Origin of the sequence: Paraburkholderia tropica (genome assembly GCF_900109265.1) — a bacterium.
GTDB classification, from domain to species: Bacteria; Pseudomonadota; Gammaproteobacteria; order Burkholderiales; family Burkholderiaceae; genus Paraburkholderia; species Paraburkholderia tropica.
In genome coordinates this window covers 18978-45532 of the sequence record NZ_FNZM01000016.1, presented here as the reverse complement: position 1 = coordinate 45532, position 26555 = coordinate 18978, and the positions used below count along the sequence as shown (strand labels likewise).

Annotated in this window: 24 protein-coding genes; 14 read left to right on the top strand and 10 right to left on the bottom strand. The window is 65.8% G+C overall.

All coding sequences use genetic code 11. The features are described 5' to 3' along the window. Positions 1-93: 93 nt before the first annotated feature. Complete coding sequence (locus BMY06_RS25695) at positions 94-1113, top strand: sulfate ABC transporter substrate-binding protein (protein ID WP_074986071.1); 1020 nt, start codon at positions 94-96, stop codon at positions 1111-1113. Positions 1114-1122: 9 nt separating this feature from the next. Here the strand turns inward: BMY06_RS25695 and BMY06_RS25690 are convergent, their stop codons facing one another. Continuing rightward, positions 1123-2082: a quinone oxidoreductase family protein gene (locus tag BMY06_RS25690; protein WP_074986069.1), complete on the bottom strand. Its 960-nt coding sequence runs from the start codon at positions 2080-2082 to the stop codon at positions 1123-1125. Positions 2083-2240: 158 nt separating this feature from the next. Here BMY06_RS25690 and BMY06_RS25685 point away from each other — a divergent pair, with 158 nt between their 5' ends. Continuing rightward, positions 2241-3065: an AraC family transcriptional regulator gene (locus BMY06_RS25685; protein ID WP_074986067.1), complete on the top strand. Its 825-nt coding sequence runs from the start codon at positions 2241-2243 to the stop codon at positions 3063-3065. Between the two features lie 27 nt (positions 3066-3092). Here BMY06_RS25685 and BMY06_RS25680 read toward each other — a convergent pair whose 3' ends face one another. From BMY06_RS25680 to BMY06_RS39965, 3 genes are all read right to left on the bottom strand, one after another. Then, entirely contained in the window at positions 3093-4022 is a 930-nt protein-coding gene (locus BMY06_RS25680) for a TauD/TfdA dioxygenase family protein (protein WP_074986066.1), read from the bottom strand. 134 nt (positions 4023-4156) lie between these two features. Beyond that, positions 4157-5410 carry an acyl-CoA dehydrogenase family protein gene (locus BMY06_RS25675; RefSeq protein ID WP_080180377.1) on the bottom strand — a complete coding sequence of 418 codons (1254 nt, stop codon included), beginning with the start codon at positions 5408-5410 and terminating at the stop codon, positions 4157-4159. Between the two features lie 33 nt (positions 5411-5443). Continuing rightward, complete coding sequence (locus BMY06_RS39965; RefSeq protein WP_143064438.1) at positions 5444-5659, bottom strand: hypothetical protein; 216 nt, start codon at positions 5657-5659, stop codon at positions 5444-5446. Between the two features lie 20 nt (positions 5660-5679). Here BMY06_RS39965 and BMY06_RS25670 point away from each other — a divergent pair, with 20 nt between their 5' ends. Then, positions 5680-6903, top strand: coding sequence for an acyl-CoA dehydrogenase family protein (locus tag BMY06_RS25670; protein WP_244144411.1), 1224 nt, complete (start codon positions 5680-5682; stop codon positions 6901-6903). Between the two features lie 25 nt (positions 6904-6928). Here BMY06_RS25670 and BMY06_RS25665 read toward each other — a convergent pair whose 3' ends face one another. Beyond that, positions 6929-7810, bottom strand: coding sequence for a LysR family transcriptional regulator (locus BMY06_RS25665; protein WP_065060471.1), 882 nt, complete (start codon positions 7808-7810; stop codon positions 6929-6931). 105 nt (positions 7811-7915) lie between these two features. Here BMY06_RS25665 and BMY06_RS25660 point away from each other — a divergent pair, with 105 nt between their 5' ends. Both BMY06_RS25660 and BMY06_RS25655 read left to right on the top strand, forming a co-directional pair. Continuing rightward, on the top strand, positions 7916-8440 hold the full coding sequence (locus BMY06_RS25660) for a lactoylglutathione lyase family protein (protein ID WP_065060470.1): 525 nt from the start codon (positions 7916-7918) through the stop codon (positions 8438-8440). After that, positions 8437-9441: a zinc-binding dehydrogenase gene (locus BMY06_RS25655; RefSeq protein WP_074986065.1), complete on the top strand. Its 1005-nt coding sequence runs from the start codon at positions 8437-8439 to the stop codon at positions 9439-9441. The genes BMY06_RS25660 and BMY06_RS25655 overlap by 4 nt, the downstream gene beginning before the upstream one ends. Positions 9442-9481: 40 nt before the next feature. Here the strand turns inward: BMY06_RS25655 and BMY06_RS25650 are convergent, their stop codons facing one another. Both BMY06_RS25650 and BMY06_RS25645 read right to left on the bottom strand, forming a co-directional pair. Then, positions 9482-10603 carry an NADH:flavin oxidoreductase/NADH oxidase gene (locus BMY06_RS25650; protein ID WP_074986064.1) on the bottom strand — a complete coding sequence of 374 codons (1122 nt, stop codon included), beginning with the start codon at positions 10601-10603 and terminating at the stop codon, positions 9482-9484. Positions 10604-10683: 80 nt separating this feature from the next. Further along, positions 10684-11208: an SRPBCC family protein gene (locus BMY06_RS25645; protein WP_197520333.1), complete on the bottom strand. Its 525-nt coding sequence runs from the start codon at positions 11206-11208 to the stop codon at positions 10684-10686. A gap of 356 nt (positions 11209-11564) precedes the next feature. Here BMY06_RS25645 and BMY06_RS25640 point away from each other — a divergent pair, with 356 nt between their 5' ends. From BMY06_RS25640 to BMY06_RS25625, 4 genes are all read left to right on the top strand, one after another. After that, positions 11565-13142, top strand: a complete 1578-nt coding sequence (locus tag BMY06_RS25640) for an NfeD family protein (RefSeq protein WP_074986063.1) — start codon at positions 11565-11567, stop codon at positions 13140-13142. Further along, positions 13139-13912: a slipin family protein gene (locus tag BMY06_RS25635; protein ID WP_074986062.1), complete on the top strand. Its 774-nt coding sequence runs from the start codon at positions 13139-13141 to the stop codon at positions 13910-13912. Before BMY06_RS25640 ends, BMY06_RS25635 begins: the two co-directional genes overlap by 4 nt. Positions 13913-14125: 213 nt before the next feature. Next, positions 14126-16177, top strand: a complete 2052-nt coding sequence (gene fusA, locus BMY06_RS25630; protein WP_065060592.1) for an elongation factor G — start codon at positions 14126-14128, stop codon at positions 16175-16177. A gap of 162 nt (positions 16178-16339) precedes the next feature. Beyond that, positions 16340-16933, top strand: coding sequence for an outer membrane lipoprotein (locus tag BMY06_RS25625; protein ID WP_074986061.1), 594 nt, complete (start codon positions 16340-16342; stop codon positions 16931-16933). Between the two features lie 268 nt (positions 16934-17201). Here BMY06_RS25625 and BMY06_RS25620 read toward each other — a convergent pair whose 3' ends face one another. Then, a complete protein-coding gene (locus tag BMY06_RS25620; protein WP_065060464.1) occupies positions 17202-18167 on the bottom strand; it encodes a LysR family transcriptional regulator in 966 nt (321 codons plus the stop codon). Between the two features lie 245 nt (positions 18168-18412). On the opposite strand from BMY06_RS25620, the gene BMY06_RS25615 reads away from it, so the two are divergent. Further along, the gene (locus BMY06_RS25615; RefSeq protein WP_065060591.1) at positions 18413-19603 is read left to right on the top strand and encodes a M20 aminoacylase family protein; all 1191 of its coding nucleotides are present in this window, start codon (positions 18413-18415) and stop codon (positions 19601-19603) included. After that, complete coding sequence (locus BMY06_RS25610) at positions 19600-20907, top strand: MFS transporter (RefSeq protein ID WP_080180375.1); 1308 nt, start codon at positions 19600-19602, stop codon at positions 20905-20907. Before BMY06_RS25615 ends, BMY06_RS25610 begins: the two co-directional genes overlap by 4 nt. A gap of 6 nt (positions 20908-20913) precedes the next feature. Here BMY06_RS25610 and BMY06_RS25605 read toward each other — a convergent pair whose 3' ends face one another. Beyond that, positions 20914-21864: a LysR family transcriptional regulator gene (locus tag BMY06_RS25605; RefSeq protein WP_065060463.1), complete on the bottom strand. Its 951-nt coding sequence runs from the start codon at positions 21862-21864 to the stop codon at positions 20914-20916. Between the two features lie 99 nt (positions 21865-21963). Between BMY06_RS25605 and BMY06_RS25600 the strand changes: the two genes are divergently transcribed. Next, on the top strand, positions 21964-23382 hold the full coding sequence (locus BMY06_RS25600; RefSeq protein WP_074986059.1) for an aldehyde dehydrogenase family protein: 1419 nt from the start codon (positions 21964-21966) through the stop codon (positions 23380-23382). A 16-nt stretch (positions 23383-23398) separates the two neighbouring features. Here the strand turns inward: BMY06_RS25600 and BMY06_RS25595 are convergent, their stop codons facing one another. Continuing rightward, positions 23399-24322 carry a LysR family transcriptional regulator gene (locus BMY06_RS25595; protein ID WP_065060461.1) on the bottom strand — a complete coding sequence of 308 codons (924 nt, stop codon included), beginning with the start codon at positions 24320-24322 and terminating at the stop codon, positions 23399-23401. A 275-nt stretch (positions 24323-24597) separates the two neighbouring features. On the opposite strand from BMY06_RS25595, the gene BMY06_RS25590 reads away from it, so the two are divergent. Continuing rightward, positions 24598-25581 (top strand): ABC transporter substrate-binding protein, encoded by a 984-nt coding sequence (locus tag BMY06_RS25590; RefSeq protein ID WP_074986057.1) that lies wholly within the window; start codon positions 24598-24600, stop codon positions 25579-25581. Positions 25582-25646: 65 nt separating this feature from the next. After that, a complete protein-coding gene (locus BMY06_RS25585; RefSeq protein ID WP_074986056.1) occupies positions 25647-26519 on the top strand; it encodes an amidohydrolase family protein in 873 nt (290 codons plus the stop codon). Positions 26520-26555 lie beyond the last annotated feature (36 nt).

Here is a 26555-nt window from a genome sequence, read left to right as displayed (position 1 = left end):
TAGAATGGAACGCTGGCCACCCGGCGCTCACGCGGCATTCGCACACGAATCGCTTCCGGCGTCGCGCCCAATCACAATCATTCGGGGATTCGCATGGCATCACTCCAACGCGCCGCGCGCTGGCTCGGCGCGGGCATCGTCGCCAGTTCGGCATTCGCCGCCACGCTCGCCTACGCAGACACGTCGCTGCTCAACGTCTCGTACGACGTCACGCGCGAACTCTACAAGGACATCAACGCGAGCTTTATCGCCGACTACAAGCAGAAGACCGGCGAAACCATCACGATCAAGCAGTCGCACGGCGCATCGAGCGCGCAGGCGCTTTCCGTGCTGCAAGGCCTGCAGGCCGACGTCGTGACGATGAATCAGCCCAACGACATCGACCTGCTCGCCGAACGCGGCCAGATCGTGCCGAAGAACTGGCGCACGCGTCTGCCCGATGCCAGCGCGCCTTACACCACGACGATGGTGTTTCTCGTGCGCAAGGGCAATCCGAAGCACATCAAGGACTGGGACGATCTCGTGAAGCCCGGCGTGCAGGTCGTGATCGCGAATCCGAAGACCTCGGGCAATGGCCGCTATGCGTATCTGGCCGCGTGGGGTTATCGCAAGCTGCAAGGCGCGAGCGACGCGCAGGCGCTCGACTTCGAACGCGCGCTGCTCAAGAACGTGCCGGTGCTCGACGCAGGCGGTCGCGGCGCGACGACCACGTTCACGCAGCGCGGTATCGGCGACGTGCTCGTGACCTTCGAAAATGAAGTTTCGTTGATCGATACGGGCGTGGGCGCGAAGGATTTCGAGTCGGTCTATCCGTCGGTGAGTCTGCTGGCCGAACCGCCTGTGACGGTGGTCGACAAGGTCGTGGACAAGCGCGGCACGCGCAAGGAAGCGACGGCGTATCTGGAGTATCTGTACTCGCCCGCCGCGCAGGAAATCATCGCGCAACATCATCTGCGTCCGCGCGACAAGGCCGTGCTCGCCAAACACGCCGACGAGTTCAAGCCGATCAAGACCTTCACGGTCGAGCAGGTGTTCGGTAGCTGGCAGAAGGCGCAGGCCACGCATTTCGCCGATGGCGGCACCTTCGACCAGCTGTTCGCGGATCGCAAATAAGCCTGTTTTTCAGGCCTCGATCGTGAACACCGTGCGCGGGCCGCTGCCAGGCTCGCGCCAATGTTGGGCGATCTGCGCGAGCGGCACGGCCTGCGTTTCGACCGCCAGTGCCGCCGCTTGCGCCGCGCCGAACACGGCGCGCACGCACTCCAGCAAACGCGGCATCGTCACACTGCCGATGCCGCTGCCGAGCAACGTGATCGGCGCCGCGCGCAACGCCGCGCCGGGCAACGCAATCTCCCCACCGCTCGCCGACCCGATCTGCACGAAGCGCAACGCGCGCCCTTCCGGCGCGGTTCGCGCAGCCGTCACCAGCAGCGCCTGCGCGCTCGCTCCCCACAGATAATCGAGCACTACATCCACGCCCGCTGCGAAATGCGGCGCGATCTGCGCGGCGAGTGCATCCGGCTCGCCATTCAACGCAATCGCGACATCGGCGCCCGCTTCGCAGAGCGCGTCGAGCATCGCTGGATTGCGGCCCGTCACGATGATCTTGCCCGCGCCCAGATGCTTCGCGATACGCACCGCGAGCCGCCCGGACACGCCGGTCGCGCCATTCACGAGCACCGTCTCGCCGGCGACGAAACGCGCGCGTTCGATCAGCGCGGCCCACGACGACATGCCGGGAATGGCGAGCGCGGCGGCGGCGACGTCGTCGAGCGTATCGGGGATCGGCGTGTAGAGCGATTCCGCCACGAGGCATTGCTGCGCCAACGCGCCGTACGGCGCGCGCGGCATGCAGAAGTAGACGCGCTGGCCATCGTCGAGACGGCCCGCTCCGTCGAGGCCCGCCACGAACGGAAAGCGCTGCGTCGAAGAATAATGCTGGCCCGAAGCCTTCGCATAGGCGACGCGGCTCAACGCGCAGGCGCGCACGTCGATCACGCGATGGCCCGCCAGCGCGGCGGGCGCGTCGAAATCGGCGTAATCAGGCAGCGTGCCCGCACCGCGAATGACGGCTGCTTTCATCTGAATTCCTTGAACATAGCTGGAGAAAAGGGATCGGCGCTTGCGTCATCACGCGCGTTGTCGATCGCTTACAGGCAGTCTAGTCGTGCGGATTCGGCCCGTCTCCGGTATAACAGCCAATCGATACGGAATTCCGGCCATCGCCGCGGAGAAACAGCATGCGCCAACCCGCCGAACGGCGACTCATACAGCAACTGAACCACGAGCCCATCGTCCGGCCCGACCGCGTGCTGGCGACGCACGGTCCCTTTCTTGCTGCGGGCGAACTCACGCAGCGCACGGCGCGCACGCGTGCGCCGCATCATCACGCGCGCGGCCAGTTGATGGGCGCGCTGAACGGGCTCGTGTCAGTGGGTATCGATGGGGCGCAATGGGTCGTGCCCGCCGTGCATGCGATCTGGATTCCGCCGCATCATCTGCATTCGGTGCGTTCGCACGGGCCGTTTTCGGGCTGGAGCGTGTTCGTGGCGGAAGCGCGCTGCGCCGGATTGCCCGACGCGCCGCGCGCGATCCGCGCCACGCCGCTGCTGCGCGAAGCCGTGCGCCGCGCCGCGACGTGGGACGACGCTGCGTTCGACGCCGCGCGCACGCGGATCGCCGAGATGATTCTCGATGAAATCGCCGCCGCGCCGGCCGAGCCGCTCGCCTTGCCGCGTCCCGTCGACGCGCGGCTCGCGCGCATTACCGATGCGCTCGCCGCCGATCCCGGAAACGAACGCAGCCTCGAAGAATGGGCCGCCTGGGGCGCGCTCGCGCCGCGCACGCTGAGCCGACGTTTTGTCGCCGAAACCGGCTGGACGTTCGCGCAATGGCGTCGCCAGGCGCGACTGCTGCGCGCGCTCGAACGCATCGCGGAAGGCCGCAGCGTGACGGCCACGGCGCTGGAACTGGGCTATGGCAATGTGAGCGCGTTCATCGAAATGTTTCAGCGCGCCACCGGCACCACGCCGGGGCGCTATCTGGAAACGCGCGAAAACGCGTAATGCGGAAACGAATGTGAAAACGCCTGCTCAGAACGGCGCATCGCCCTCGATGGTGGTCCGATAAAGCTTGCGGCGCAGATGATCGGGCGTGCCGGCCGCGAGATGCATGAGCGAGCGGTTGTCCCAGAACACCAGATCGTGCTCGCGCCACACATGGCGATACACATGCTCGGCGCGCACGCTATGCTCGAACAATTCGTCGAGCAGCGCGCGGCTTTCGTCGTCGGGGAGATCGACGATGCGGGTGGTGAAGTGCTCGCTCACGAACAGCGCCTTGCGGCCCGTTTCCGGATGCGTGCGCACGACCGGATGCACGACCGGCTTCACCTGCGCGATCTGCTCCGCCGAAAGATTCGGCCGCCACGGGCTGCGCGCCTGCAGCTCGGCATAGCGCGCGAGATAGGTATGCTCCGCGCGCAGACCTTCGACGGCCGTACGCAAATGCGCGGGCAAGCTGTCCCACGCGAGATGCATGTTGGCGAACAGCGTGTCGCCGCCTTCGGACGGCAATTCCTGCGCATGCAACAGCGAGCCGAGACTCGGCTTCTCCTTGTACGAGAGATCGGAATGCCAGAAATGGCCGGCGTCGCCGAGCCCGATCGGCTTGCCGTTTTCGACGACATTCGACACGATCAGCACGTCCGGATGTTCAGCCAGCGCGAACTGATGCAGCACGTGTTGCTGAAGCGGCCCGAAGCGGCGGCTGAACTCCACATGTTGCGCGGGCGTGATGCGCTGATCGCGAAACACCAGCACATGATGATCGAGATGCGCGCGGTGAATGCGCGCGAAGTCGTCGTCGGCGAGCGGCGCGCCGAGATCGAGGCCGATGATTTCCGCGCCCAGCGGCGCATCGAAGGCGCGAATCTCGAAGCGTTGCGCCGCGACGGGCGGCTGGGCGGCGAACGAAGCAGGAGTCGAAGCGGTAGTCGAAGCAGGAGTCGAAGCAGCGGTCATGGTCACGCGTAAAGCCTGTCTGGAATCGAGAAGACCAATCTACGTGCGCACGTGCCGCGCGGCAACCAAGCAATTCCCATACGCATATCCGTTCGAGTCATTAAGGCGCCGCTCGTACAGATATGCGCGCGGATTCAGAACACGCGGCCTTCGGTGAGATGCGTGGTGACGTCGTTGAGCACGTAGTCGCCGAGCACGCGCGCCTTGTGCAGCAGCGGATTGTGGCTGAAGATCGTGCGCAGATTGCGCCAGTGGCGGTCGAAGTTGTGCGCGCGCGACGTCGCCGACGCACCGCCCGCCTCGAACATCCGCTCGCCCGCTTCGAGCGCGAGCTTGCTCACCACCAGTTGCGTGCGCGCGGTCGCGAGCGCGCCTTCGAGCACGAGCGATTCGGCGTCGGCATCGCCATTCCGGATTGCTTGAGACGAGCGCTCCAGCACGCGCGCGTTTTCGCGCACAAGCGCGTCGATCGCATGGCTGTGCGCCGACAAGGTGCCGACGATCTGCTGGATAAACGCGTCCTCGCGCGCACTCGGCGCGGGGCTGTGCAGCGCAGGGCGGCCGTGATCGCGCACATAGCGGCGCGCATCGCTCACCACGTTGCGCACGATGCCCGCAGCCACCGCCACCAGATGCAGCTGGCGCAGCGCGCCCGTGTGACGCCCGACCAGCGTGGTGAGATCGCGCGCGGCCACTTCGTCGGCGTAGACGATCAGGTCGTCGAATACGAGGCTGCCGCTCGCGGTCATGCGCTGGCCCATGCCGTCCCAGTCGTCGAGCACGCTGAAGCCGTCGCGCTTCACGGGCACGACGGCGATCACGGCGCGGCCCTCGTCGTCCTGCACATTCAGGCGCGCGTAATCCGCGAAAGCCGTGCCCGTCGAATAATACTTGCGGCCGTCGAGCCGGTAATGCTCGCCTTCGCGGCGCAGCGCGGTCTGAATTTCGCCGGGACGCGAGGTCGTGGCTTCCGTCGATGCACCGCCGAAAATCGCGCCGTCGATCACGCGGCGAATCTGCACGTCGTTGAACGGCGTGCGTGGCGACAGCAGCAGCACCTCGGTCTGGTCGTAATGCAGACGCAGCGCGTGCGCGAGATGGCTGTCCGCGGCGGCGAGCGTGGCAATCACGTCGAATTCGTCGACCAGCGTGCCGCCCAGGCCGCCCCATTCGACCGGCAGGCGCAGCCGTCCGAGCGCCGAACGCCGGAACTGCTCGAAGCCCGCGAACGGCAATTCGCGACGCGCCTCGCGCGCGGCGGCGTCGACGCCAATCGCCTCGGCAAGCTCGGGCAACGCGGCCAGCGCTGCATCGAGCGTGAGCGCATCGTGATGGCCGGAAACGAATTCCGGCGGAAACTCGGGGGAAATCGACTGAAGTGCGGACATCGGCCTTCCTTGTGATGCGCGGTATCGGGCGGATCAGTATAAGAAGCGCGGCGCGCGCGACGAACCACGTAATTGGACTTTTGTTATGCGCATCTCTGCTTTGTGCGCCGATTTGCGTGCTGCGGCGACATCGGCGTAATAAGAAAAGCAAAAACTGAAAAAGCAAATCAGCGCGCGCCACGCACCGTTCGCACGAATCGTTCTTTGACCGTGCGCGCGGCCGCTGCCGATAATCGTTCGCTTCAGCATCACCAAGGATGGCTAAGCATATGAACGCCCCCACTCCGGCCGCCGCGCTCGATTCCGCCGCCGACGACGCCGCACGCGCCACCCACGCCGCGCTGATCGAGCGCGCGGCGCTGCTCGGCCGCGTGTTCGCCAATCTCGCCGACGACTACGACCGCAGCGGCGCGCCGCCCCAGGAGCAATTCCAGGCGCTGCGCGAAGCGGGCCTGCTGCGCGCGAACATCGCGCGCGCGGACGGCGGATACGGCGCGGGCCTCGCCGTCACGCGCGCGATCCTCGGCGAAATCGCCTATGGCGATCCATCGGTTGCGCTGATCCTTGCGATGCACTACAGCCATCACGCGATGATCGTGCACGACGCACGCGTGGCGGGCGTGCGCGACTGGCCGCCGGCGCTCGCGCAGCGGCTCACGCGCGCGTCGCTCGACGGCCGCGCGCTCATCAACGCGGCGCAGGTCGAGCCCGCGCTCGGCTCGCCCTCGCACGGCGGCCTGCCCGATACGATCGCGCGGCGCGACGGCGCGCACTGGCGCATCACGGGGCACAAGCGCTACGTGACCGGCGCGCCGCTGCTCGCGTGGATCAGCGTGCTCGCGCGCACCGACGAAGCCGAGCCGCGCCTCGGCCATTTTCTGGTGCCGCGCGACGCGCCCGGCGTGCGTATCGACGAAAACTGGGACCCGGTCGGCATGCGCGCCACCGTGAGTCACGACGTGCTGTTCAAGGACGTGGCGATCCCGCTCGACGACGCCGTGGGCCTGAAACCCGCGAGCCTAGGCGTGCAGCGCGATCCGCACGCGACGGCGTGGTACTTCAGCCTCGTCGCCACGATTTACGACGCGGCGGCGCGCGCCGCGCGCGACTGGCTGCTCGACTTCATCAACACGCGCACGCCCGGCTCGCTCGGCGGCGCGCCGCTCGCGAGTCTCGCGACGGTGCAGGAAAGCGTGGGCCGCATCGAAATGCGGCTCGCCACCAGCGACTGGCTGCTGCGCTCGCACGCCGACGCCATCGACGCGGACAACGCGCCCGCCACGCTCTCGGCGCTCGTCAAGCACAACGTGGTGGACAACGCGATCGAGGCCGTGCAGACCGCGCTCGAACTCGCGGGCAATCACGGCATCACGCGGCGCAATCCGCTGGAGCGGCATCATCGCAACGTGCTGTGCGCGCGCATTCACGCGCCGTCGAACAGCCTGCTGCGCACCAACGCGGGCCGCGCGGCGCTCAATGCGGCATTGAAATAAGCGGCGTTAAAGCAGGCGGTAAAACTCAGCCGCCCGCGGCCGCCATCTGCGCACAAAGAAATTCGACGACGCGCTGCGCGCGGCGCGGCAGCGGCCATTCGGCGCGATGAATCAGCCAGAGCGTATCGACCACGGCGACATCGCATTCCACGACTTCGATCGCCTCCTGACGCGCGAACGCGCGGCGCGCATAGCGCGGCAGCACCGTGAAGCCGAAACCGCGCGCGACGGGTTCGAGAATCAGGCCGATCTGATTGCTGAAGCCGCGGCGCGGCAACGCGCGCGCCCCCGTGTTGCCCGGAAAGCGGCGGCTCAGCAGACGGTTGGCCATCGCGAGGCCGTCGGGGTGATCGACAAAACCGATGCGCTCCAGATCCTCCCACGTCCGCACCGTTTCTCCGGCCGGAATCACCATTTCGAGCGGCTCCTCCGCGAAACGCGTGGCTTTCAGGCGCTCGTCGTCGGGCTTGAGCGTAAGCAGGCCCAGTTCGTACTGATTGGCGAGCACGGCCGCCAGCACCTCGGAATCGGGCGCGAAACGGTGCCGGATCGACAGCCCCGGATGCGCCGCCTGCAAGTCGAGCAGCAGCGGATACAGCGCCAGACCGATGCTGCCCGGACTGATCAGCGCGATCTCGCCCGCATCGGCGTCGGGCGCGGCCAGGCGGTCGCGCAACTTGCGGTCGGACACTTCGAGTTCGGCGCAATAGTCGAGCAGCGCGCGCCCGGCGGGCGTGATCTCGATGCCGCGCGGACGGCGGAACACCAGCAGCCCGAGCCGGTCTTCGAGGTGGCGCAGATGCTGACTCACGGCCGCCTGCGTGATGCCGAGCCGTTCGGCGGCGCGCGTGAAGTTGCCGACGTCGGCCAGCATCTCGAAGGTGCGCAGCCATTGCGGATTCAGCATAAGGAAGATTTATCGAAATGATAAGAATAGCGTCGTTGCGATTATAGCCACGCTGCCTAAGATTCGAAGGGTGCCCGCCAGCCGGGCGTTTTTCGAGGAATCAGCATGAGCATCGTTTATCCGCGCAGTTTTTCCCACATCGGTCTTTCGGTGACCGATCTCGACGCCGCCGTGAAGTTCTACACGGAGGTCATGGGCTGGTATCTGATCATGCCGCCCACCACCATCGAGGAGGACGAGAGCGCCATCGGCGTGATGTGCACGGATGTGTTCGGCGCGGGCTGGGGCTCGTTCCGCATCGCGCATCTGTCGACCGGCGACCGCATCGGCGTGGAGATTTTCGAATTCCGCAACGCGCAGAAGCCCGAAAACAATTTCGAATACTGGAAGACCGGCGTGTTCCACTTCTGCGTGCAGGATCCGGACGTCGAAGGTCTCGCGGCGAAGATCGTCGCGGCGGGCGGCAAGCAGCGCATGCCGGTACGCGAGTATTTCCCCGGCGAAAAGCCGTATCGCATGGTCTACATGGAAGACCCGTTCGGCAACATCCTCGAAATCTACAGCCACAGCTATGAGCTGACCTACTCGGCGGGCGCTTATCAAGGCAACACGCCGGGCAACAAGGCATGAGCGACGTGACGACGCCCGTGCCGCCGACCTGGCCCGCGTGGACGTGGCGCGGCTCGCCCGATGCGCTCGGCCTCGCGCTGGGCAGCGTGCCGCGCGAGGCGCTCGCGCCCGGCGACGTGCTGGTGCGCAATGCGGTGATCGGGCTGAATCCGGTCGACTGGAAAGTGCTGGGCGGCGACCTCGTGAACTGGCAGCGCGGCAAGGTGCCGGGCGTCGATGGCGCGGGTACGGTCGTGGCGCTGGGCGAAGGCGTCGCGCCGGAATGGCTCGGGCGCCGCGTGGCGTATCACCAGAGCCTGCACAAGCCGGGCAGCTTCGCGCACTACACGCCGCTCGCGGCGCGCGCGCTGCTGCGCGTGCCCGACGCGCTCGACTTCGCCACGGCGGCGAGCTTTCCGTGTCCGGCGCTCACCGCGTGGCTGGCGATCGAGAAGCTGCCGCTGCGCGCGGGTGCACGCGTGCTGATTTCCGGCGCGGGCGGCGCGGTCGGCCAGTATCTCGTTCAGCTGGCGGCGCAGCGTGGCTTCGAGGTGACGGCGATGTGTCATCCGCGTCACGCCGAACGCCTCGCGGGCCTGGGCGCGCACGCCTGCGTGCCGGGGCCGCTTGCCGACGGCAACACTTGGGCCGACGACAACGCGGGCCGCTTCTACGCGGCGATCGACAGCGTGGACGCGCCGCACGCCGCGCGCATCTCACCGGTGCTGGAAGCGAACGGCCATCTGGTCTGCATTCAGGGACGGCTCGACACCGCGCCGTGTCCGCCGTTCGGGCGCACGCTGTCCGTGCACGAAGTCGCGCTCGGCGCGCTGCACGTCTATGGCGACGACGCCGCCTGGCAACGTCTCACGCAAGCGGGCGAGTCGATGCTCGCGGCCATCGCGACCGGCGCCTTGCAGGCCGAAGCGCAGCACATCGCGCCGTTCGACGCGCTCGCGGAGCATCTTGACGCCCTGCGTCATCGCGCGTTCTCGGGCAAGGCGCTCGTCGCGGTGGAGTAAGCCGATGCGCGCGCCCCCGCTCTGATTCGCGCGGCGCGGCTCAATCGCCGCAATCGCGCGCCTGCGGATCGGGCTGATAGCGTTCGAGCCAGTACGCGTATTGCGCGGGCAGCACCCACGAAGGCCGGTCGAGCTTCAGGTGCTGCGCTGCGCGGTACGGATAGTGCGGATCGGCAAGATGCGCGCGGCCGATCATTGCGAGATCCATCTGTTCCTCGGCGATCACGCGTTCCGCCACGCGCGGAATATCCACGCCCCACGACGACGCCACCGGCACGCCCGCCTCGCGGCGCACGCGCGCGGAGATCGGCGCGAGAAATGCCGGACTCCACGGAATCTTCGCACCCGGAATCGAAAAACCCACGCTCACGTTAAGTAGATCGAGCCCTTCGCCGCGCAATTTGCGCGTGAGTTCGATCGACTCGGCGAGCGTTTCCTCGTCGCGTCCGTCGTATTCGATCACGCCGAAACGCGCGGTCAGCGGCAGATTCTCGGGCCAGACCTGGCGAACCGCCGCGAGCGTTTCGACGAGAAATCGGCTGCGCCCTTCGAGACTGCCGCCGTAGGCGTCGGTGCGCTGGTTCGAGTGAATCGAAAAGAAACTTTGCGCGAGATAACCGTGCGCGAAATGCAGTTCGAGCCATTCGAAACCGGCGGCACGCGCGCGCCGCGCCGCATCGACGAAGGCCTGCTTCACGCGCGCGATGTCGTCGAGCGTCATGGCGCGCGGCACGCGCGGCAGATTCGCGCCGAACGCAATCGCCGAGGGCGCGATGGGCTGCCACGCGCGCGGGTCGTCGGCGGGAATGTGGTCGTCGCCTTCCCACGGACGATTCGCGCTCGCCTTGCGGCCCGCATGCGCGATCTGGATGCCGGGCACCGCGCCCGCCGCCTTGATCGACGCGGCGATGCGCGCCAGGCCTTCGGCCTGCGCGTCGTTCCACAAGCCCGTGCAGCCCGGCGTGATGCGCCCTTCCGGCAACACCGCCGTGGCCTCCACGATCACGAGTCCCGCGCCGCCGCGCGCGAGCGTCGGATAGTGCGTCCAGTGCCAGTCGTTGGTGACGCCGTCGATCGCGCTGTACTGGCACATCGGCGGCACCGAAATGCGGTTGCGTAGCGTCACGTCCTTCAGTTTGAACGGGGTGAACAGTGCAGACATACGACGCCTCCGGAAAAGGAAATCGCGTTCAACTCGCGTTCAACAGTAGGCGAAATTTGCGCGCGGCAGCGCGGGCATGCTCAACCTTGCTTCGCCTTGCGTGCGGCGCTCACGAGACCGTCGAGCCATTCCTGATGACCGTTGATCATCGGATTGGGACGCGCGTTCGCCAGCTCGACGGCGGGCTTGCCCTTCTGCGTCTCCTGCGTGAGGATGCGCACGCGGCCGCCCGAGAGATCCTCGACGAGCCACGCGTGATGCACGTCGAGACGCGTATCGCCCTCGCCCGCCCAGCCGTGCCACGCCACGCGGCCCGGTTCGCCGTGCGCGGGCGGCACATATTCCGTGACCTCGCCCTCGACCGGAAAGCCAAACGTGCGGAAGAAAAAGCGCACGCCGGTTTCGAGTTCCGGACCTTTGCCATCGTAGAAGCGGATATCCGACGAGTTCGCGTAATACTCGGGCCAGCGCGGCGCAACGGCGAGCAGCGGCCAGACGTCGGCCGCCGAAATGCCGGCGACGATCATTTCATTCGAGGCGAAATTTTCGGTGGTGCCCGGCAGATAACCTTCGGGCCAGATGATGGCGTTCATACGTTCGGCCATGGTGTGTGCTCCATTCGATGCGGGATGACAACGCGCGGACGGGAAGTCGTTCGCGCTGCATGGACGTCATGATCGGCGTTGCGCTGAAATAAATCCAATTCCGATTTCGTATTTCAGTCATCATCTAGTCTGATATCTCAAGCTGGCACCCGGACGGATGACACGCTCGCCGCACGCCATCCATCCGACGAAAAAGCGCGTCGAATCTGCACGAAAGTCCGCCGCGCAATTCAATCCGGATGTCGAAACAATTCGATCCGCCCCCACGCCGCGCGCCAAAGGCGTAAGCTTGATGAATCGGGCCCAGCCCTTCCTGCGAGCCGGCGGCGCGCGATCCGCACTGTCCGGCCGAGCCGATGCGTGTTCATCGCCCATCGCAGGCCGTCGCGCGTATCGCGTGGCGGTCTCGCGCGTTTCACCAGCATCGTCCGCTTGCGCGGCGGAGCGGGCGGCGCGCATCGCCGCTATTTCCACTCGTACCCTCGTTTCTCGCGCTGCTATTCGCGCTGATGACGCTGTGCGCCGCCGCCGTCGCCATCGCGCAAACGCCCGCGCGCCCACAAGCGGCTGTCGTCGTGATCGTGGTGAATGGCGCGATCGGGCCGGCGAGCGCCGATTTCGTCGTGCGCACGCTCGAACGCGCCGCGCGCCAGCGCGCCCCGCTCGCGATCCTGCAACTCGACACGCCCGGCGGCCTCGACACCTCGATGCGCCAGATCATCAAGGCGATCCTCGCCTCGCCCGTACCGGTCGCCGCGTATGTCGCGCCTGGCGGCGCACGTGCGGCCAGCGCGGGCACCTATATCGTCTACGCGAGCCACCTCGCGGCGATGGCGCCGGGCACCAATCTCGGCGCGGCGTCGCCGGTGCAGATCGGCGGCGGCGCGCCGGGTCCGGCAGGCGCGCCCGCATTGCCCGGCGCGGCCAGCCCGGCATCGGGCAACGCAGGCGCGCTGCCCACCGATACGGCCTCCACCGAAACCCGCAAGGCCACCCAGGACGCCGCCGCCTACATTCGCGGCCTCGCGCAACTGCGCGGCCGCAACGCCGAATGGGGCGAACGCGCCGTGCGCGAAGCCGTGAGCCTCTCGGCCAGCGAAGCGCTCGCGCAACACGTGATCGACCTGATCGCGCCCAGCGCCGCCGATCTCGCGCGCGAAGCCGATGGACGCGTGGTCGCGACCGCCGCCGGCATGGTGCGCATCGCGACCGCGCACGCACCGCTCGTCAACTATGCACCCGACTGGCGCAACCGTTTCCTCTCGATCATTGCCGATCCCAACGTCGCGCTGATTCTGCTGACAATCGGCGTCTACGGCCTCTTCTTCGAATTCGCGAATCCCGGTTTCGTGCTGCCCGGCGTCGCAGGCGCCATCTGCCTGCTCGTGGGGCTGTTCGCCATGCAGATGCTGCCCGTGAACTACGCCGGCCTGGGCCTCGTCCTGTTCGGCCTCGGGTGCCTCGTCGCCGAGGCGTTCCTGCCGACCTTCGGCGTGCTCGGCTTCGGCGGCATCGTGGCGTTCGCGATCGGCGCGCTCATGCTGATCGACACCGACGTGCCCGGCTACGGCGTGCCCTTGCCGCTCATCGCCGGTCTCGCACTCGGCGGCGCGGCGCTGGTCGCGCTCATGTCGAGCGTCGCGCTGCGCGCGCGCAAACGGCCCGTGGTGACGGGCGCGGAAGCGCTGGTCGGCAGCCTCGGCGTGATTCTCGACGACGGCCTGAACGTCGACGCCGCCAACCGATCCCCCACCCCGCACGCAACGGCCGACGGCTGGGCGCGCGTGCACGGCGAACGCTGGCGCGTGACGTGCGCGCTTCCGCTTGCGGCGGGCACGCCGGTCCGCGTGACTGCGCGCAGCGGCCTGACGCTGAGCGTCGTGCCGCTACACGACGCGAACGGGCCGCCGCAATCGCAAGGAGAATCGACATGATCGGCTACACGTTTGGATTTTCGAGCCTGCTCGCCGTGCTCGTCGTCTTGCTGGCCATCTCGTCGATCCGCATTTTTCGCGAGTACGAGCGCGGCGTGGTGTTCATGCTCGGCCGCTTCTGGAAGGTCAAAGGGCCGGGTCTCGTGCTGATCATTCCCGTGGTGCAGCAGGCCGTGCGCATCGACCTGCGGACCGTGGTCTTCGACGTGCCCTCGCAGGACGTGATTACGCGCGACAACGTCTCGGTAAAAGTGAATGCCGTGGTGTATTTCCGCGTCGTCGATCCGGAAAAGGCCGTGATTCAGGTTGCGCGCTATGTCGAAGCGACGAGTCAACTGGCGCAAACCACATTGCGCGCGGTGCTCGGCAAGCATGATCTCGACGCGCTGCTGGCCGAGCGCGAGCAACTGAACGCCGATATCCAGAAGACGCTCGACTCGCAAACGGACGCGTGGGGCATCAAGGTGTCGACAGTCGAAATCAAGCACGTCGACCTCAACGAAACGATGATTCGCGCGATTGCGCGTCAGGCCGAAGCCGAGCGCGAGCGCCGCGCGAAAGTGATTCACGCCGAAGGCGAATTGCAGGCTTCGGAGAAACTCTTGCTGGCCGCGCAACGGCTCGCGCAGCAACCGCAGGCCATGCAGTTGCGCTATCTGCAAACGCTCACCACGATTGCCGCCGACAAAAATTCGACCATCGTGTTTCCGCTGCCGGTCGATCTGCTGACCGCGTTGCTCGATCGGCTGGGGCCGACGCGCGAACGTTAGACAGAGTGAGCGTGGCCGATTTTATTGCATCGCACACGCGCAACCGGCGAACGCACGCGCCAGCGTTTTGCACGAAAAAACCCTGAAAAAAGGTGCTGAAATACTGCACCGCAACGAACCGGTCGAGCGCACGCAGCCGTTTCGCTAACGCTGGCAAGCGCGAGAAATTTCGCCAATAATGCCCCAACACGCCTCTACAGGACGATGGCGATCATGGATTACAGTCCCGAAGCCATCCGCACGATCGCACTGGTCGGCCACGCCGGATGCGGCAAGACTTCGCTTGCCGAAGCGCTCCTGCATCGCGGCGGCGCATTGCACTCGCCAGGCAGCGTGAGTCGCGGCACGGCGCTCTGCGATTACGACGCACTCGAACGCAAATATCATCACTCGCTCAATTCCACGGTCGCGCATTTTCATCATCAGGACACGCGCGTCTATCTCGTCGATACGCCGGGTTATCCGGATTTTGCGGGACTGTCCATCGGCGCGTTGCCCGCCGTCGAAACGGCGGCCATCGTCATCAATGCGCGCAACGGCATTGAAATGACCACGGCCCGCATGATGGATTACGCGCAGCGGCGCAAGCTCTGCCGCATGATCGTCGTGAATGGCATCGACGGCGAGAAAGTCGATCTGCCCGGCCTGCTCGCCGATATTCAGGAGCGTTTCGGCAAAAACTGTTTGCCGATCAATCTGCCCGCAAAAGGCGGCAGTGAAGTGGTGGACTGCTTTTTCAATCCGGCCGGCGAGGCCGATTTTTATGCCGTGGAGACGGCGCACAATGCACTCGTCGATCAGGTGATCGAACTCGATCCCGAACTGATGGAGCTGTATCTCGAACAGGGTGAGGCCATCACGCCCGAACAATTGCACGCACCCTTCGAACGCGCGCTGCGCGAAGGCCATCTCGTGCCGGTGTGTTTTGCGTCGGCGGCCACGGGCGCCGGCATCGAGCAATTGCTCGACGTATTCGTGCGCCTGCTGCCGAATGTGACCGAAGGCAATCCGCCGCTCTATTATCGTGAGACCCATAACGGCAAGACCGAGATCGTGCAGCCCGAACCCGACGCGACGCGGCATGTGCTCGCGCATGTGTTCAAGATCGTGATGGATCCGTATATCGGCAAAATGGCCGTGTTTCGCATTCATCAGGGCACGGTCGCGCGTGACAGCCAGTTGTATGTCGGTAATGGCCGCCAGCCGTTCAAGGTCGCGCATTTGTGGCGGCTGCAAGGCAAGGACCATACCGACGTGCCGCGCGCCGGTCCCGGCGATATTTGCGCGGTGGCGAAGGCCGACGGCATCGACTTCGACACCGTGTTGCACGACGCGCCCGAAGACGGCAACGTGCATCTCGTGCCGCTCGAATTTCCGAATCCGATTTACGGACTCGCGATCGAACCGGCGCGGCGCGGCAACGAACAGCGCCTTTGGGAAGTGCTGCAAAAGCTCGCCGCCGAAGATCCCTGCCTGTCGATCAGCCACCCTGCCGGCACGAACGAAACCGTCGTACGCGGGCTCGGCGAACTGCATCTGCGCTACATGCTCGAACGGCTCACGGAACAGCACAAGCTCGAAGTCATCACGCGCCCGCCCACGATTGCGTGGCGCGAGACCATCGGCGGCAAGGCGGAAGGCCATTGCCGTCACAAGAAGCAGACGGGCGGAGCGGGGCAATTCGGCGAAGTGATGCTGCGCGTGGAGCCGCTGCCGCGCGGCGCGGGTTTTGAATTCGTCGATGCCGTGAAAGGCGGCGCCATTCCCACGCAATACATTCCGGCCGTGGAAAAAGGCATTCAGCAGGTGATGGAGAGCGGCCCGCTCGCGGGCTTTCCGATGCAGGACCTGCGCGTGACCGTTTTCGACGGCAAGAGCCATCCGGTCGATTCAAAAGAAGTGGCGTTCGTGACGGCAGGACGCAAAGCGTTTATCGACGCCATATTGAAAGCGCAGCCGATCGTGCTCGAACCTATTGTCGATATCGAAGTGATGACGCCGGAGACGTCGATGGGCGACATCATCGGCGATCTTTCGTCGCGTCGCGGGCAATTGCACGGCACGCGCACCGTGGGCGGCAATGCAATGGTGATCGCGGGCAAAGTGCCGCTCGCCGAACTCAACGACTATCAGTCGCGCCTGAATTCGCTGACCGGCGGCAACGGCAATTACAGCATCCAATTGAGTCACTACGATCCGGTGCCGCCCGCGCAGCAGGACAAACTCGCGGCACAACACAGGAGCCGAGGCGGCAACGACGAATAAACGGCGTCCCTTTTGTGATTTCCCCCCGCTGACCCGGCAACAGACTTTACACGTTGTTACCGGGCGGCATCGGACGGGCGAACGCGCATTCCTTATACTCCGGCGCATTCGCTCTCCACATTGACATCGGCGCATTTCGCAAGCCGATGCGGGAATCACACCATGCCGATGCTCACTACGAAATCCGTCTTTCTTGCGACGATTGCCGCCGTCACGACGCTCTCCCTGACCGCCTGCGTGGCGCCCGGATATGGTCCGGGTTATGGCTCGACTTATTCGGGGCAGTACGCGCAGCAACCCGCGTACGCACAACCCGTCTATGCGCAACCGGCGACCGTGCAGCAGCCGGCTTACGCACCGCCGCCGCCCGCACCGGCTTATGACACGCAGAACGGCGGCCAGTACGGCAACCAATACGGCGCGCAATACGGCACGATCACGAATGTGCGTCCGGTCAGCAGCGCGTCGCCGGTTTCCGGTGTTGCAGGCACCGTGGTGGGCGCGGTGCTCGGCGGCGTGATCGGCAATCAGTTCGGGCGCGGTCATGGCCGCGATGCGGCCACCGTCATCGGCGCACTGGGCGGTGCGGTGGCGGGCAATCAGATCGGTCAGCAGATGGGGGCACAGCCCACGTCGTATCAAATCGACGTGCAGGTCAGCGACGGTTCGATGCGCTCGTTCAATGTGCCGACGCCCGGCGATCTGCGCCCCGGCGATCATGTGCAGATGAATGGCAGCCAGCTTTCGCGATATTGATTGCGCGGAATTGATTGCCTGATTGCAGCGATATTTGAATAACCGAATGAAAAGGCGGCGCATGACTCGCGCCGCCTTTTTCCGTTCATTCGGATGTCGAATCAAATAGCACCGATAGAAAAAATCGTGCTATTTTTCGCGCCGCTCACTTGCTCGTCATTAGCGAACGAGCGCGTGAGTCGAAAATCGTGCGGCGAGCGAAAATTTCGTTCCAGGGCTGAAGGAGCGACTGACCGTTAGTAGCATTTCCAGCTGCAACGCTTTCCCGCTATTTCCCCGTCGTCTGCACGAAACTGCGCGCCAGTTGCTTCCACAGATGATCGGCCGCGGGCGACAACCGCCGCCCCACGCGCGCCATCATCTGGCTGCCGAAGCCCGCCGCGATCGGATGATCGATCGGCACCGCCACCAGTTCGCCCAGTTCGATGCCGCGCCGCGCGGTAATCGACGACATGAACGCCACGCCGAGTCCGCCTGCCGCGAGCGTCTGCGCCGTATGGAACAGATCCACGCGATAGGCCGGAATCACATTGAGCCGGACCTCGTCGAATAGCGACTGCACGATCTGCTGCACGCCAAACGCCTCGCGCATGAAAATCAGCCGCTCTTCGGCGAGCGCTTCGGGCGCCACCTTCGCCATGCTCGCAAAACGGTGCGTGGGCGCGACCACGGCGCACAGCGGCTTCGACGCAAAGGTGTGAATGCGCAGCGCGGGATCGTCCGCGGTGCGGGTGCACAGGCCGATATCGACCACATCGTCGCGCACCAGCGAGAGCACGACCGGCGTCGGTCCCGAACGGATCTCGACAAGAATGTCCGGATACGTCATCGAAAAACGCTGCAACGCGCGCGCAATCAGATTGCCGACGAACCCCTCGCCCACGCCGAGCGCCACGCGTCCGCGCCGTAATTGCCGGTACTCCTCCAGCCGCGCCGCGAGGTCGCGCTGACGCCGCTGGCTGTCGCGGTAGTGGTCGATCAGCACCTGACCGATCTCCGTCACCACCACGTTGCGGCCGCGCCGCTCGATCAGCGGAAAACGCAGCCGCCGCTCCAGCGCCGCCACCTGCCGGCTGATGACCGACGGGTTTACGCCGAGCGTTTCGGCGGCCATGCGCACGCCGCCGCTCGCGGCGATTTCGGCCAGATACCGCAGCGTGCGCTCGCCGATTTCACCGATTTCGTCGATCCAGCGTTCCGCCAGCGGCTCCGCGCCGTTCTCCGTGGGACTCATGTTGCATTCCTTTCGTCTTGCTTTCGCTTCGGCTCGATGCGTATCGAACACACCGAACACCCGCCGCCGCGCGAATCGTTGACTTGAAAGCAACATTTTCGACGCGTTTCAGTCATCGGTCGAGTTTTTCGTCGATGCAATACTCGGGCTTGTCCTTTGCAGCAAGCCTTTCGCAAGGCGAAGCGCGATGCGCCATCCGCATCGACGCCGCCTGCATCCCGCACAACAAGGAGGAGCCCCGCACCATGAGCGACAGCCGTTACTGCCAGATCGAAGACCTGGCCGACGCCCGCGCGCAACTCGACGAGATTCGTCATCACATTCACCAGCATCCCGAGCTGTCGTACGAGGAGGCCGATACGGCGCGCTTTGTCGCCGACAAGCTGCAATCGTGGGGCTACGAGGTGACGCGCAACGTGGGCGGCCACGGCGTGGTGGCCGCGCTCAAGTCGGGCACGAGCACGCGCACCGTGGGCGTGCGCGCCGACATGGACGCGCTGCCGATCCACGAACAGACCGGCCTCGACTACGCCAGCATCCACGACGGCAAGATGCACGCGTGCGGCCACGACGGCCACACCACGGTCCTGCTCGGCGCGGCGCAGCAACTCGCGAAGACGCGCAATTTCGACGGCACCGTGCACCTGATTTTCCAGCCCGCCGAGGAAGCCGGTTCGGACAGCGGCGCCGTGCGCATGCTCGCCGACGGCCTGTTCGAGCGCTTTCCCTGCGATGCGATCTTCGGTCTGCACAATCATCCGGGCGTGGCCGTCGGCACGTTCGGCTTCCGCTCGGGCGCGCTGATGGCGGCCTGCGATACGGTCAAGGTGCGCGTGAACGGACGCGGCGGCCACGCGGCGCGCCCGCACCTCGCGGTCGATCCCGTGGTGGTCGGCAGCAGCATCGTGATGGCGCTGCAATCGGTGGTCGCGCGCAACGTCGATCCGAACGAAGCGGCCGTCATCACGGTCGGTTCGTTCCATTCGGGCCACGCGGCCAATGTGATTCCCGAAAGCGCCGTGCTCGAAATGAGCGTGCGTTCGTTCTCGCCGACCGTGCGCGAAACGCTCGAAGCGCGCATTCGCGCGGTGGTGAATGCGCAGGCGCAATCGTATGGCGCGACGGCCGACATCGACTTTATCCGCGGCTATCCGGTGCTCGTGAACAGCGAAGCCGAAACCGCTTTCGCGCGCGAAATCGCGGAGGAACTGGTCGGTCCGGAACGCGTGATCGCGCCGTTCCCGCCCATCGCGGGCAGCGAGGATTTCGCGTACTACCTGCAACAGCGCCCCGGCTGTTTCGTGCGGCTCGGCAACGGCGAAGGCCAGCCGATGCTGCACAACCCGCGCTACGACTTCAACGACGACAACCTCACGATCGGCGCCGCGTTCTGGACGCGGCTCGTCGAACGCTACCTCGCCAAGGCCCCAGCATGACCGCCAGCACTTCCACGCTTTCCCCGCACGAGGCCGACGCGCCGCCGATGACGCCAGGCCAGCAACGCAAGATCGTGCTCGCGGCGGTGATCGGCAATCTGCTCGAATTCTTCGACTTCACGGTCTACAGCTATTTCGCGCTCACCATCGGTCATCAGTTCTTTCCCGCCGACGATCCGATCACCTCGTCGCTGCTCGCGTTCGCGGTGTTCGCGGTGGGCTTCGTGATGCGTCCGCTCGGCGGCATCGTGCTCGGCCGCTACGCCGACCGCGCGGGCCGCAAGCCGGCGCTCACGCTCACCATTTTGCTGATGGCGATCGGTTCCGCGTCGATCGGTCTCGCGCCCACGTACGCGCAGATCGGCCTGGCCGCGCCGGTGCTGATCGTGGCCGCGCGTCTGTTGCAGGGCTTCGCGCAAGGCGGCGAATTCGGCGCGGCCACAGCGACGCTGCTCGAAATGGGCGGCAACGCCAGCCGTGGCTTTCGCGCGAGCTGGCAGCTCGCGAGCCAGGGCGCGGCGGCGCTGCTCGGCTCGGGTCTCGCGGCGAGCCTCGGTTTTCTGCTCTCCGCCGACACGATGCATAGCTGGGGCTGGCGCATTCCGTTTCTCGTCGGCACGCTGATCGCGCCGGTCGGCATCTATCTGCGCCGCCATATTCGCGAAGAACCGCCCGCGCCCAAAGCGCTGGCGAGTCGCGACGACCCGAAACGCGGCCTCTACGTGCGCAACTGGTTCCTCACGATCTTCTCGATCATGGGCATGTCGGTGGCGACGTACGTGATGATGTATTACATGCCGACCTACTGCATCCAGTACCTTGGCTTGCCGAGCAAGATGTCGATGCTCGCGGGCGTGGCGTCGAGCACGATCTCGCTCGTGATGTGCCCGATCTACGGCGCGTGGTCCGATCGCATGGGCCGCCGCAAGCCGCTCACGATCATCGGACGCGTGGCGCTGATCGTGCTGCTCTATCCGGCGTTCTGGATCATGACGCACTATCCGTCGCTGCCCGTGGTGCTCGCCGCGCTGATCGTGTTGATGCTCTGCTACACGATGGGCAGCGCGCCCGCCTATGCGCTGATGCCGGAGAATTTCCCGAAGCATCTGCGCGCCGGATATATGTCGAGCGCGTATGCGATTGCGGTGTCGGCCTTCGGCGGCACGGCGCAACTCGTGGCGAGCTGGCTGATCCGCGAAACGGGCAGCAAAATGGCGCCCGCGTGGTACATGATCGGCTGCGTGGCGATTTCGCTGATCGCCGTGTCGATGTTCGAAGAGACGGGTAACAAGGTGCTCGATTAAAGTGGATCAAGCGCGGGGTTGGCGGGCGCGTTCGTCCGCTTTCCCTGCTTTCGACGCTTTCCTCTCCACCTCCGCAAACTCGCGGATCGTCTCCACCAGCGCCCGCAATCCCGCGGGCGCATGCCGCCGGCTCGGATAGTACAGACACAGACCGTCGAGCGGCGGCAACCAGCCCTCCAGCACGCGCACCAGCGTGCCCTGCGCCAGATCCTCGGCCACATTCCATTCGGTCAGATACGCGAGCCCCAAGCCGGCGCGCGCCGCACGCAGGATCAGGTCGGCGTCGTCGAGCGTGATCGCGCCTTCGCTGTCGATCCGCACGCTTTCTCCGCGCCGCTCGAATTCCCACTGATAAATCGTGCCGCTCGGCATACGCGCGCGAATGCAGCGATGCGCGCGCAAATCCATCGGCACGCGCGGCTTGCGGTTGCGCGCGAAATACGCCGGGCTGCCGACGACCGTAAAACGCTGACGATCGCCGAACGGCACCGCGACCATATCCTGCGGCACGGTGTCGGCGAGGCGAATGCCCGCGTCGAAACCGTCCACCACGATATCGACGAGCCGCCCTTCGGTGACGATGTCGAGCTTCATCTCCGGATAGCGCCGCAAAAATTCGACGAACACCGGCATCACCTGTTTCGCCGCGCCCAGCGAGGTATTGATGCGCAGCGTGCCCGACGGCGTGTCGCGAAAGCTGCCCGCCTGCTCGATCGCCTCGCGGATGGTGGACAGCGCGGGCGTGACGCTGTCCACGAACTGCGCGCCCGCTTCGGACAGCGCCACGCTGCGCGTGGTGCGATTGAACAGCCGCACGCCGATACGCGCCTCCAGCGCCGCCACGGCATGGCTCAGCGCCGAGGTGGACACGTCCAGTTCGTTGGCCGCCGCGCGAAAGCTGCGGTGGCGCGCCACCGCGAGCACGGCTTCGAGTTCGCCCAGTCCCGATGTCTTCATTATCCTAAATCGCTCAATGACTCGTCCTCGATTGTACGGCTAGTCGGATCAATCGCGCCGCACTATCGTGTGCTGGTCGCCACGTTTTCCGGAGCCACCATGCAGGTCATCGACACCATCTATATCGACGGCGCGTTCGTCACGCCGCACGGCAGCGAGCTGTTCGAACTCTTCAACCCGGCCACCGGGCAGGTGATCGGCCACGTGCGCCTCGCCGACGCCGAGGACGCGCGCGCCGCCGTCGCCGCCGCGAAGCGCGCCTTTGCGGCCTTTTCGCGCACGCCGCAGCACGAACGCGTCGCCATGCTGCGCCGTCTGCACGCGGCCGTGCTGGCGCGCGAAGACGCGCTGTTCGAAGCGATCGTCGAGGAATACGGCGCGCCGGTTTCGCGCGGGCGCTGGATGGCGCAGCACGCCTCGAACGTGCTGCGCGACGCCGCCGACGTGCTCGAACAGTACGCGTTCACGCGCCGCGCCGGCACGGCCGAGGTGACGATGCAGCCGCTCGGCGTGGCCGGGCTCATCACGCCCTGGAACAGCAACGCGGGCTTCATCTGCGGCAAACTCGCGGCCGCGCTCGCGGCGGGCTGCACGGCCGTCGTCAAGCCGAGCGAAATGAGCGCGATGCAAACGCGCATCGTGACCGAGGCGCTGCACGAAGCCGGTCTGCCGCCGGGCGTGTTCAACATCGTCACCGGGCGCGGCGATACCGTGGGCGCGACGATCAGCGCGCATCCCGACGTCGCCAAGCTCTCGTTCACGGGTTCGACGGCGGTCGGCAAATCGATCCTGCGCACGGGTGCCGAGACGCTCAAGCGCGTGACGCTCGAACTCGGCGGCAAGTCTCCGATGATCGTGCTCGACGACGCCGATTTCGACCTCGCCGTGCCGCTCGCGCTGCAGGCGGGCTTCATGAACAGCGGTCAGGCCTGCATCGCAGGCACGCGCATTCTGGTGCCGCAAGCGCGTCTGGCGGAATTCGAGGCGAAGATCGTCGACGCCGTCGCCGGGATTCAATCGGGCGATCCGCGCGACCCGCGCACGAGCATCGGCCCGATGGTCAGCCGCAAGCAGTGGGAGCGCGTGCAACGTTATATCCGCGTGGGTATCGACGAAGGCGCGCGTCTGCTCGCGGGCGGCGAGGGGCGGCCCGAAGGCGCGGCCACGGGCTGGTTCGTGCGCCCGACCGTATTCAGCGGCGTGACCAATGCCATGACGATCGCGCGCGAGGAAATCTTCGGGCCGGTGCTGGCGATCATCGCGTACCGCGATACGGAGCACGCCATCGAGATCGCCAACGACACGCCGTACGGGCTGCAAGCCTATATCTGTTCCGCCGATACGGCGCGCGCGAACGCGGTGGCCGCGCGCATCGAGGCGGGGCGCGTACTCGTCAACACGCTCGCGCACGAACCGGCGGCGCCGTTCGGCGGCTTCAAGCAATCGGGCATCGGACGCGAATATGGCGTGGCCGGACTCGAAGCGTTTCTCGAACCGAAGGCGGTGATCGCAGCGTAATGCGCGTGCCGGGACGCTATGCCAGATACGGCGCGAGCGTTCCGGCCGCCTGCGCGAACTCCGCTTCGAGGAAGTCGAGCAAGGTCCGCACGCGCGGCGCCATATAGAGCGTGCGCTGAAAGAGCGCGTGCACGGGCACGTCCGGACAGCGCCACTCGGGCAGCAGCACGCGCAGGCGGCCCGCCTGCAGATCGGCGCCGATGTCCCAGATCGACTTCATCACCACGCCGCGCCCTTCCACGGCCCACTCGCGCGCGAGCGAGCCGTCGTTCGTCTGCCGCGAACGGTCGAGCGGCGCGCTGAACAGCGCCGTCTCCGCGCCGCGCGAGAAGCGCCAGCTATTGGCCACGCCCGCCGATGACGCCAGCAGAATAAAGTCGTGTTCGCCGAGTTCGTCGGGATGCGAAGGCGCTCCATGCGCCTCCAGATACGCGGGCGACGCGCAGAGCACGCGCCGGTTGTCGGCGAGCCGCTTGGCGACCATCGAGCTGTCCGTGGGCACGCCAAAGCGGATCGCGAGATCGATATCGTCTTGCAGCAGATGCGACAGCGAGTCGGAGAGCACCAGCGTGAGCGTCACGTTCGGATGCTGATCGTTGAACGCGTCGAGCCAGCGGCGCAACACCGTGCGGCCGAAATCCGATGTCGCCGACACGCGCAGCGCGCCGCTCACCGAAGCGCGGCCCGCCTGGAGCGCCGCGCGGGCATCGTCGAGCGTTTGCAGCGCGTGCTGGCAGTGCGCGAGATACAGGCGGCCTTCGTCGGTCAGACGCAGCTTGCGCGTCGAGCGCTCGAACAACTGCGTATGCAGCGCGCCCTCCAGCTTGACCAGCCGCGCGCTCGCGGCCGCGGGCGACAGCCCCAGCTTGCGGCCCGCCGCCGACAGACTGCCCTGCCCCGCCGCCTCGACGAAGAGGCGAATATCTCCAAGATTGTCCATGGCCGCGCGAATCGAAAAGGGTCACATTGCAAAGAACGCGATGGTACGTGAGTTGCGGCGCGGTGGCGCGTCAACCGCAAGTCGGGCAGCGAGCCACGACAGCCCGCCAGGCAGAACGTACAAGCCGGGCGCGCGACGGCCACGACAAATTGGGCCGCCTGAGCCGATCATCATGAAAAAAGTGCCATCGAATCTCCCTTTTGTATAGGGACGCGCGCGGGCCGCTCAAATATTCTCTCTCCATCAAAGCACAGCACACCCATTCAAGGAGACGAATGTTGGCTAATAAGGTGCGGCTCAAAATTGCAATTGGCGAACACCCGCATACGTCGGCCATTCGCAACGGCTCCATTCCCATCGAAGGCGTGGACGCCGAATTCGTCACGGTCCAGCCCCAGATCGGCGCATTCCGGCGCATGGTGCGCGACGTCGAATTCGACGTCTGCGAACTCGCGCCCACGACCTATATCATCGCCCGCGCGTACGGCGCGCCGTTCGTCGGCCTGCCGATTTTCGTCACGCGCCGCTTCCACCACGGCGGCCTGCTCGTACGCCCCGAAGCGGGCATTCGCCATCCGAAAGACCTCGAAGGCCGCAAGGTCGGCGTGCGCGCGTATTCCGTCACCACGGGCGTGTGGACGCGTCAGGTATTGATCGACGAATTCGGTCTCGATGCGTCCAAAGTCACCTGGGTCGTCGACGACGAAGAGCACGTGACGCAACTGAAACTGCCGTCGAACGTCGTGCACGCGCCCGCCGGCAGCTCGCTCGCGGACATGATGGCAAGCGGCGAACTCGCCGGCGGCTTCGCAGCGGCGGCCGGCATCGGACGCACGGGCGCGCCCACGGGCGGCTGGAAAGAAGTCGAAGCCGATTACCCCGACCTGCTGCCGGACGCCGCCGCGCGCGAAAAGGACTATTACGCGCGCACGGGCATCTATCCGATGCACGGCACCATCGTCGTGAAGGACGCGATTCTCGCCGAGCATCCGTGGATCGCCCGTTCGCTCGACGACGCCTTCGCGCAAGCCAAGCGCGAATGGCTCGCCCGTCTCGACGCGGGCGAAGCGACCAGCGCGGGCGACAAGAAATACATGGAACTCCGAAATATCGTGGGTGACGATCCACTGCCTTATGGCATCGAAGCGAATCGCAAGACCATCGAGGCGCTCGAAGCCACCGCATTCAGGCAAGGCCTCACGCCGCGCCGGCTTGCACTGGACGATCTCTTCGTGGACCCGCAGGCAACGCGAAACTGAATGAAGAGAAGCGACAAAGAACGAAGCGACAAGAAGCGATAACGCGCACACATTCCAGGACGCTCATGCCCGGCTCAATCGTTGACATTCACCCGCACATCATCTCCGATGACGAAGGTCGTTATCCGCCCGCGCCGCTGTTCGGCAAGCGCTCGGACTGGTCGAAGCAACGCCCGACGACCGTCGAAACGCTGATCGCCGCAATGGATGCGGCAGGTGTCGGCAAAGCGGCCGTGGTGCATTCGTCCACGACATACGGCTTCGATAATCGCTATGTGGCCGAGAGTTGCGCGCGATATCCGGGCCGCCTCGTCGCCGTCGGTTCCGTCGACGTGCTGCAACCGGATGCGCCGCAACGCATTCAGGAATGGGTGGAACAGGGTCTCGAAGGTTTGCGCCTCTTCACCGGCGGCAGCACAAAAGAATTCGACCCGAGCGAACTCGACGATCCACGCGCGTTTCCCGCGTGGGAATTGTGCGCGGACCTCGGCCTGCCGATGTGCATTCAGACCGGTCCGGTCGGCATTCCGCAAGTGCGCGCGCTGGCGCAACGTTTTCCGCGTGTGCCGATCGTGCTCGATCACCTCGCGCGCCCCGACGTCACGGACGGCCCGCCCTACGCGAAATCGCAGAGTCTGTTTGAACTCGCGGAATACGAAAACATCTTTCTGAAACTCACGCCACGCATTTTCGGCGACGTCAGGAAAGACGCAGCAAGCGCGGAAACGTTTTTCCCGCGCGTGGTGGAAGCATTTGGCGCGCAACGCATGGCATGGGGATCGAATTTCCCGACCTCGAGCGGCACGTTGCAAGAAATTCTCGCCACCGCGCAATCCGGACTGCAGTGCCTGAACGCCGCCGATCGCGCATGGATTTTCGGCAAGACGGCGCTCAAGCTGTATCCGGCGCTACACAGCCACGGTGCGAAAGCCGCGTAATTGCATCATCCGTAATCGCATCAGTAGTTGCATCAG

Excerpts from the sequence above, each read along its gene's own strand:
- BMY06_RS25615 (WP_065060591.1), top strand. The coding sequence starts at position 18,413 with ATGAGCGACAGCCGTTACTGCCAGATCGAAGACCTGGCCGACGCCCGC.
- BMY06_RS25590 (WP_074986057.1), top strand. The coding sequence starts at position 24,598 with ATGTTGGCTAATAAGGTGCGGCTCAAAATTGCAATTGGCGAACACCCG.
- BMY06_RS25660 (WP_065060470.1), top strand. The coding sequence starts at position 7,916 with ATGAGCATCGTTTATCCGCGCAGTTTTTCCCACATCGGTCTTTCGGTG.
- fusA (WP_065060592.1), top strand. The coding sequence starts at position 14,126 with ATGGATTACAGTCCCGAAGCCATCCGCACGATCGCACTGGTCGGCCAC.
- BMY06_RS25685 (WP_074986067.1), top strand. The coding sequence starts at position 2,241 with ATGCGCCAACCCGCCGAACGGCGACTCATACAGCAACTGAACCACGAG.
- BMY06_RS25620 (WP_065060464.1), bottom strand. The coding sequence starts at position 18,167 with ATGAGTCCCACGGAGAACGGCGCGGAGCCGCTGGCGGAACGCTGGATC.
- BMY06_RS25655 (WP_074986065.1), top strand. The coding sequence starts at position 8,437 with ATGAGCGACGTGACGACGCCCGTGCCGCCGACCTGGCCCGCGTGGACG.
- BMY06_RS25635 (WP_074986062.1), top strand. The coding sequence starts at position 13,139 with ATGATCGGCTACACGTTTGGATTTTCGAGCCTGCTCGCCGTGCTCGTC.
- BMY06_RS25695 (WP_074986071.1), top strand. The coding sequence starts at position 94 with ATGGCATCACTCCAACGCGCCGCGCGCTGGCTCGGCGCGGGCATCGTC.
- BMY06_RS25675 (WP_080180377.1), bottom strand. The coding sequence starts at position 5,410 with ATGTCCGCACTTCAGTCGATTTCCCCCGAGTTTCCGCCGGAATTCGTT.
- BMY06_RS25640 (WP_074986063.1), top strand. The coding sequence starts at position 11,565 with ATGCGTGTTCATCGCCCATCGCAGGCCGTCGCGCGTATCGCGTGGCGG.
- BMY06_RS25690 (WP_074986069.1), bottom strand. The coding sequence starts at position 2,082 with ATGAAAGCAGCCGTCATTCGCGGTGCGGGCACGCTGCCTGATTACGCC.
- BMY06_RS25605 (WP_065060463.1), bottom strand. The coding sequence starts at position 21,864 with ATGAAGACATCGGGACTGGGCGAACTCGAAGCCGTGCTCGCGGTGGCG.
- BMY06_RS25625 (WP_074986061.1), top strand. The coding sequence starts at position 16,340 with ATGCCGATGCTCACTACGAAATCCGTCTTTCTTGCGACGATTGCCGCC.
- BMY06_RS25665 (WP_065060471.1), bottom strand. The coding sequence starts at position 7,810 with ATGCTGAATCCGCAATGGCTGCGCACCTTCGAGATGCTGGCCGACGTC.
- BMY06_RS25680 (WP_074986066.1), bottom strand. The coding sequence starts at position 4,022 with ATGACCGCTGCTTCGACTCCTGCTTCGACTACCGCTTCGACTCCTGCT.
- BMY06_RS25595 (WP_065060461.1), bottom strand. The coding sequence starts at position 24,322 with ATGGACAATCTTGGAGATATTCGCCTCTTCGTCGAGGCGGCGGGGCAG.
- BMY06_RS25610 (WP_080180375.1), top strand. The coding sequence starts at position 19,600 with ATGACCGCCAGCACTTCCACGCTTTCCCCGCACGAGGCCGACGCGCCG.
- BMY06_RS25600 (WP_074986059.1), top strand. The coding sequence starts at position 21,964 with ATGCAGGTCATCGACACCATCTATATCGACGGCGCGTTCGTCACGCCG.
- BMY06_RS25670 (WP_244144411.1), top strand. The coding sequence starts at position 5,680 with ATGAACGCCCCCACTCCGGCCGCCGCGCTCGATTCCGCCGCCGACGAC.
- BMY06_RS39965 (WP_143064438.1), bottom strand. The coding sequence starts at position 5,659 with ATGCTGAAGCGAACGATTATCGGCAGCGGCCGCGCGCACGGTCAAAGA.
- BMY06_RS25650 (WP_074986064.1), bottom strand. The coding sequence starts at position 10,603 with ATGTCTGCACTGTTCACCCCGTTCAAACTGAAGGACGTGACGCTACGC.
- BMY06_RS25645 (WP_197520333.1), bottom strand. The coding sequence starts at position 11,208 with ATGGCCGAACGTATGAACGCCATCATCTGGCCCGAAGGTTATCTGCCG.
- BMY06_RS25585 (WP_074986056.1), top strand. The coding sequence starts at position 25,647 with ATGCCCGGCTCAATCGTTGACATTCACCCGCACATCATCTCCGATGAC.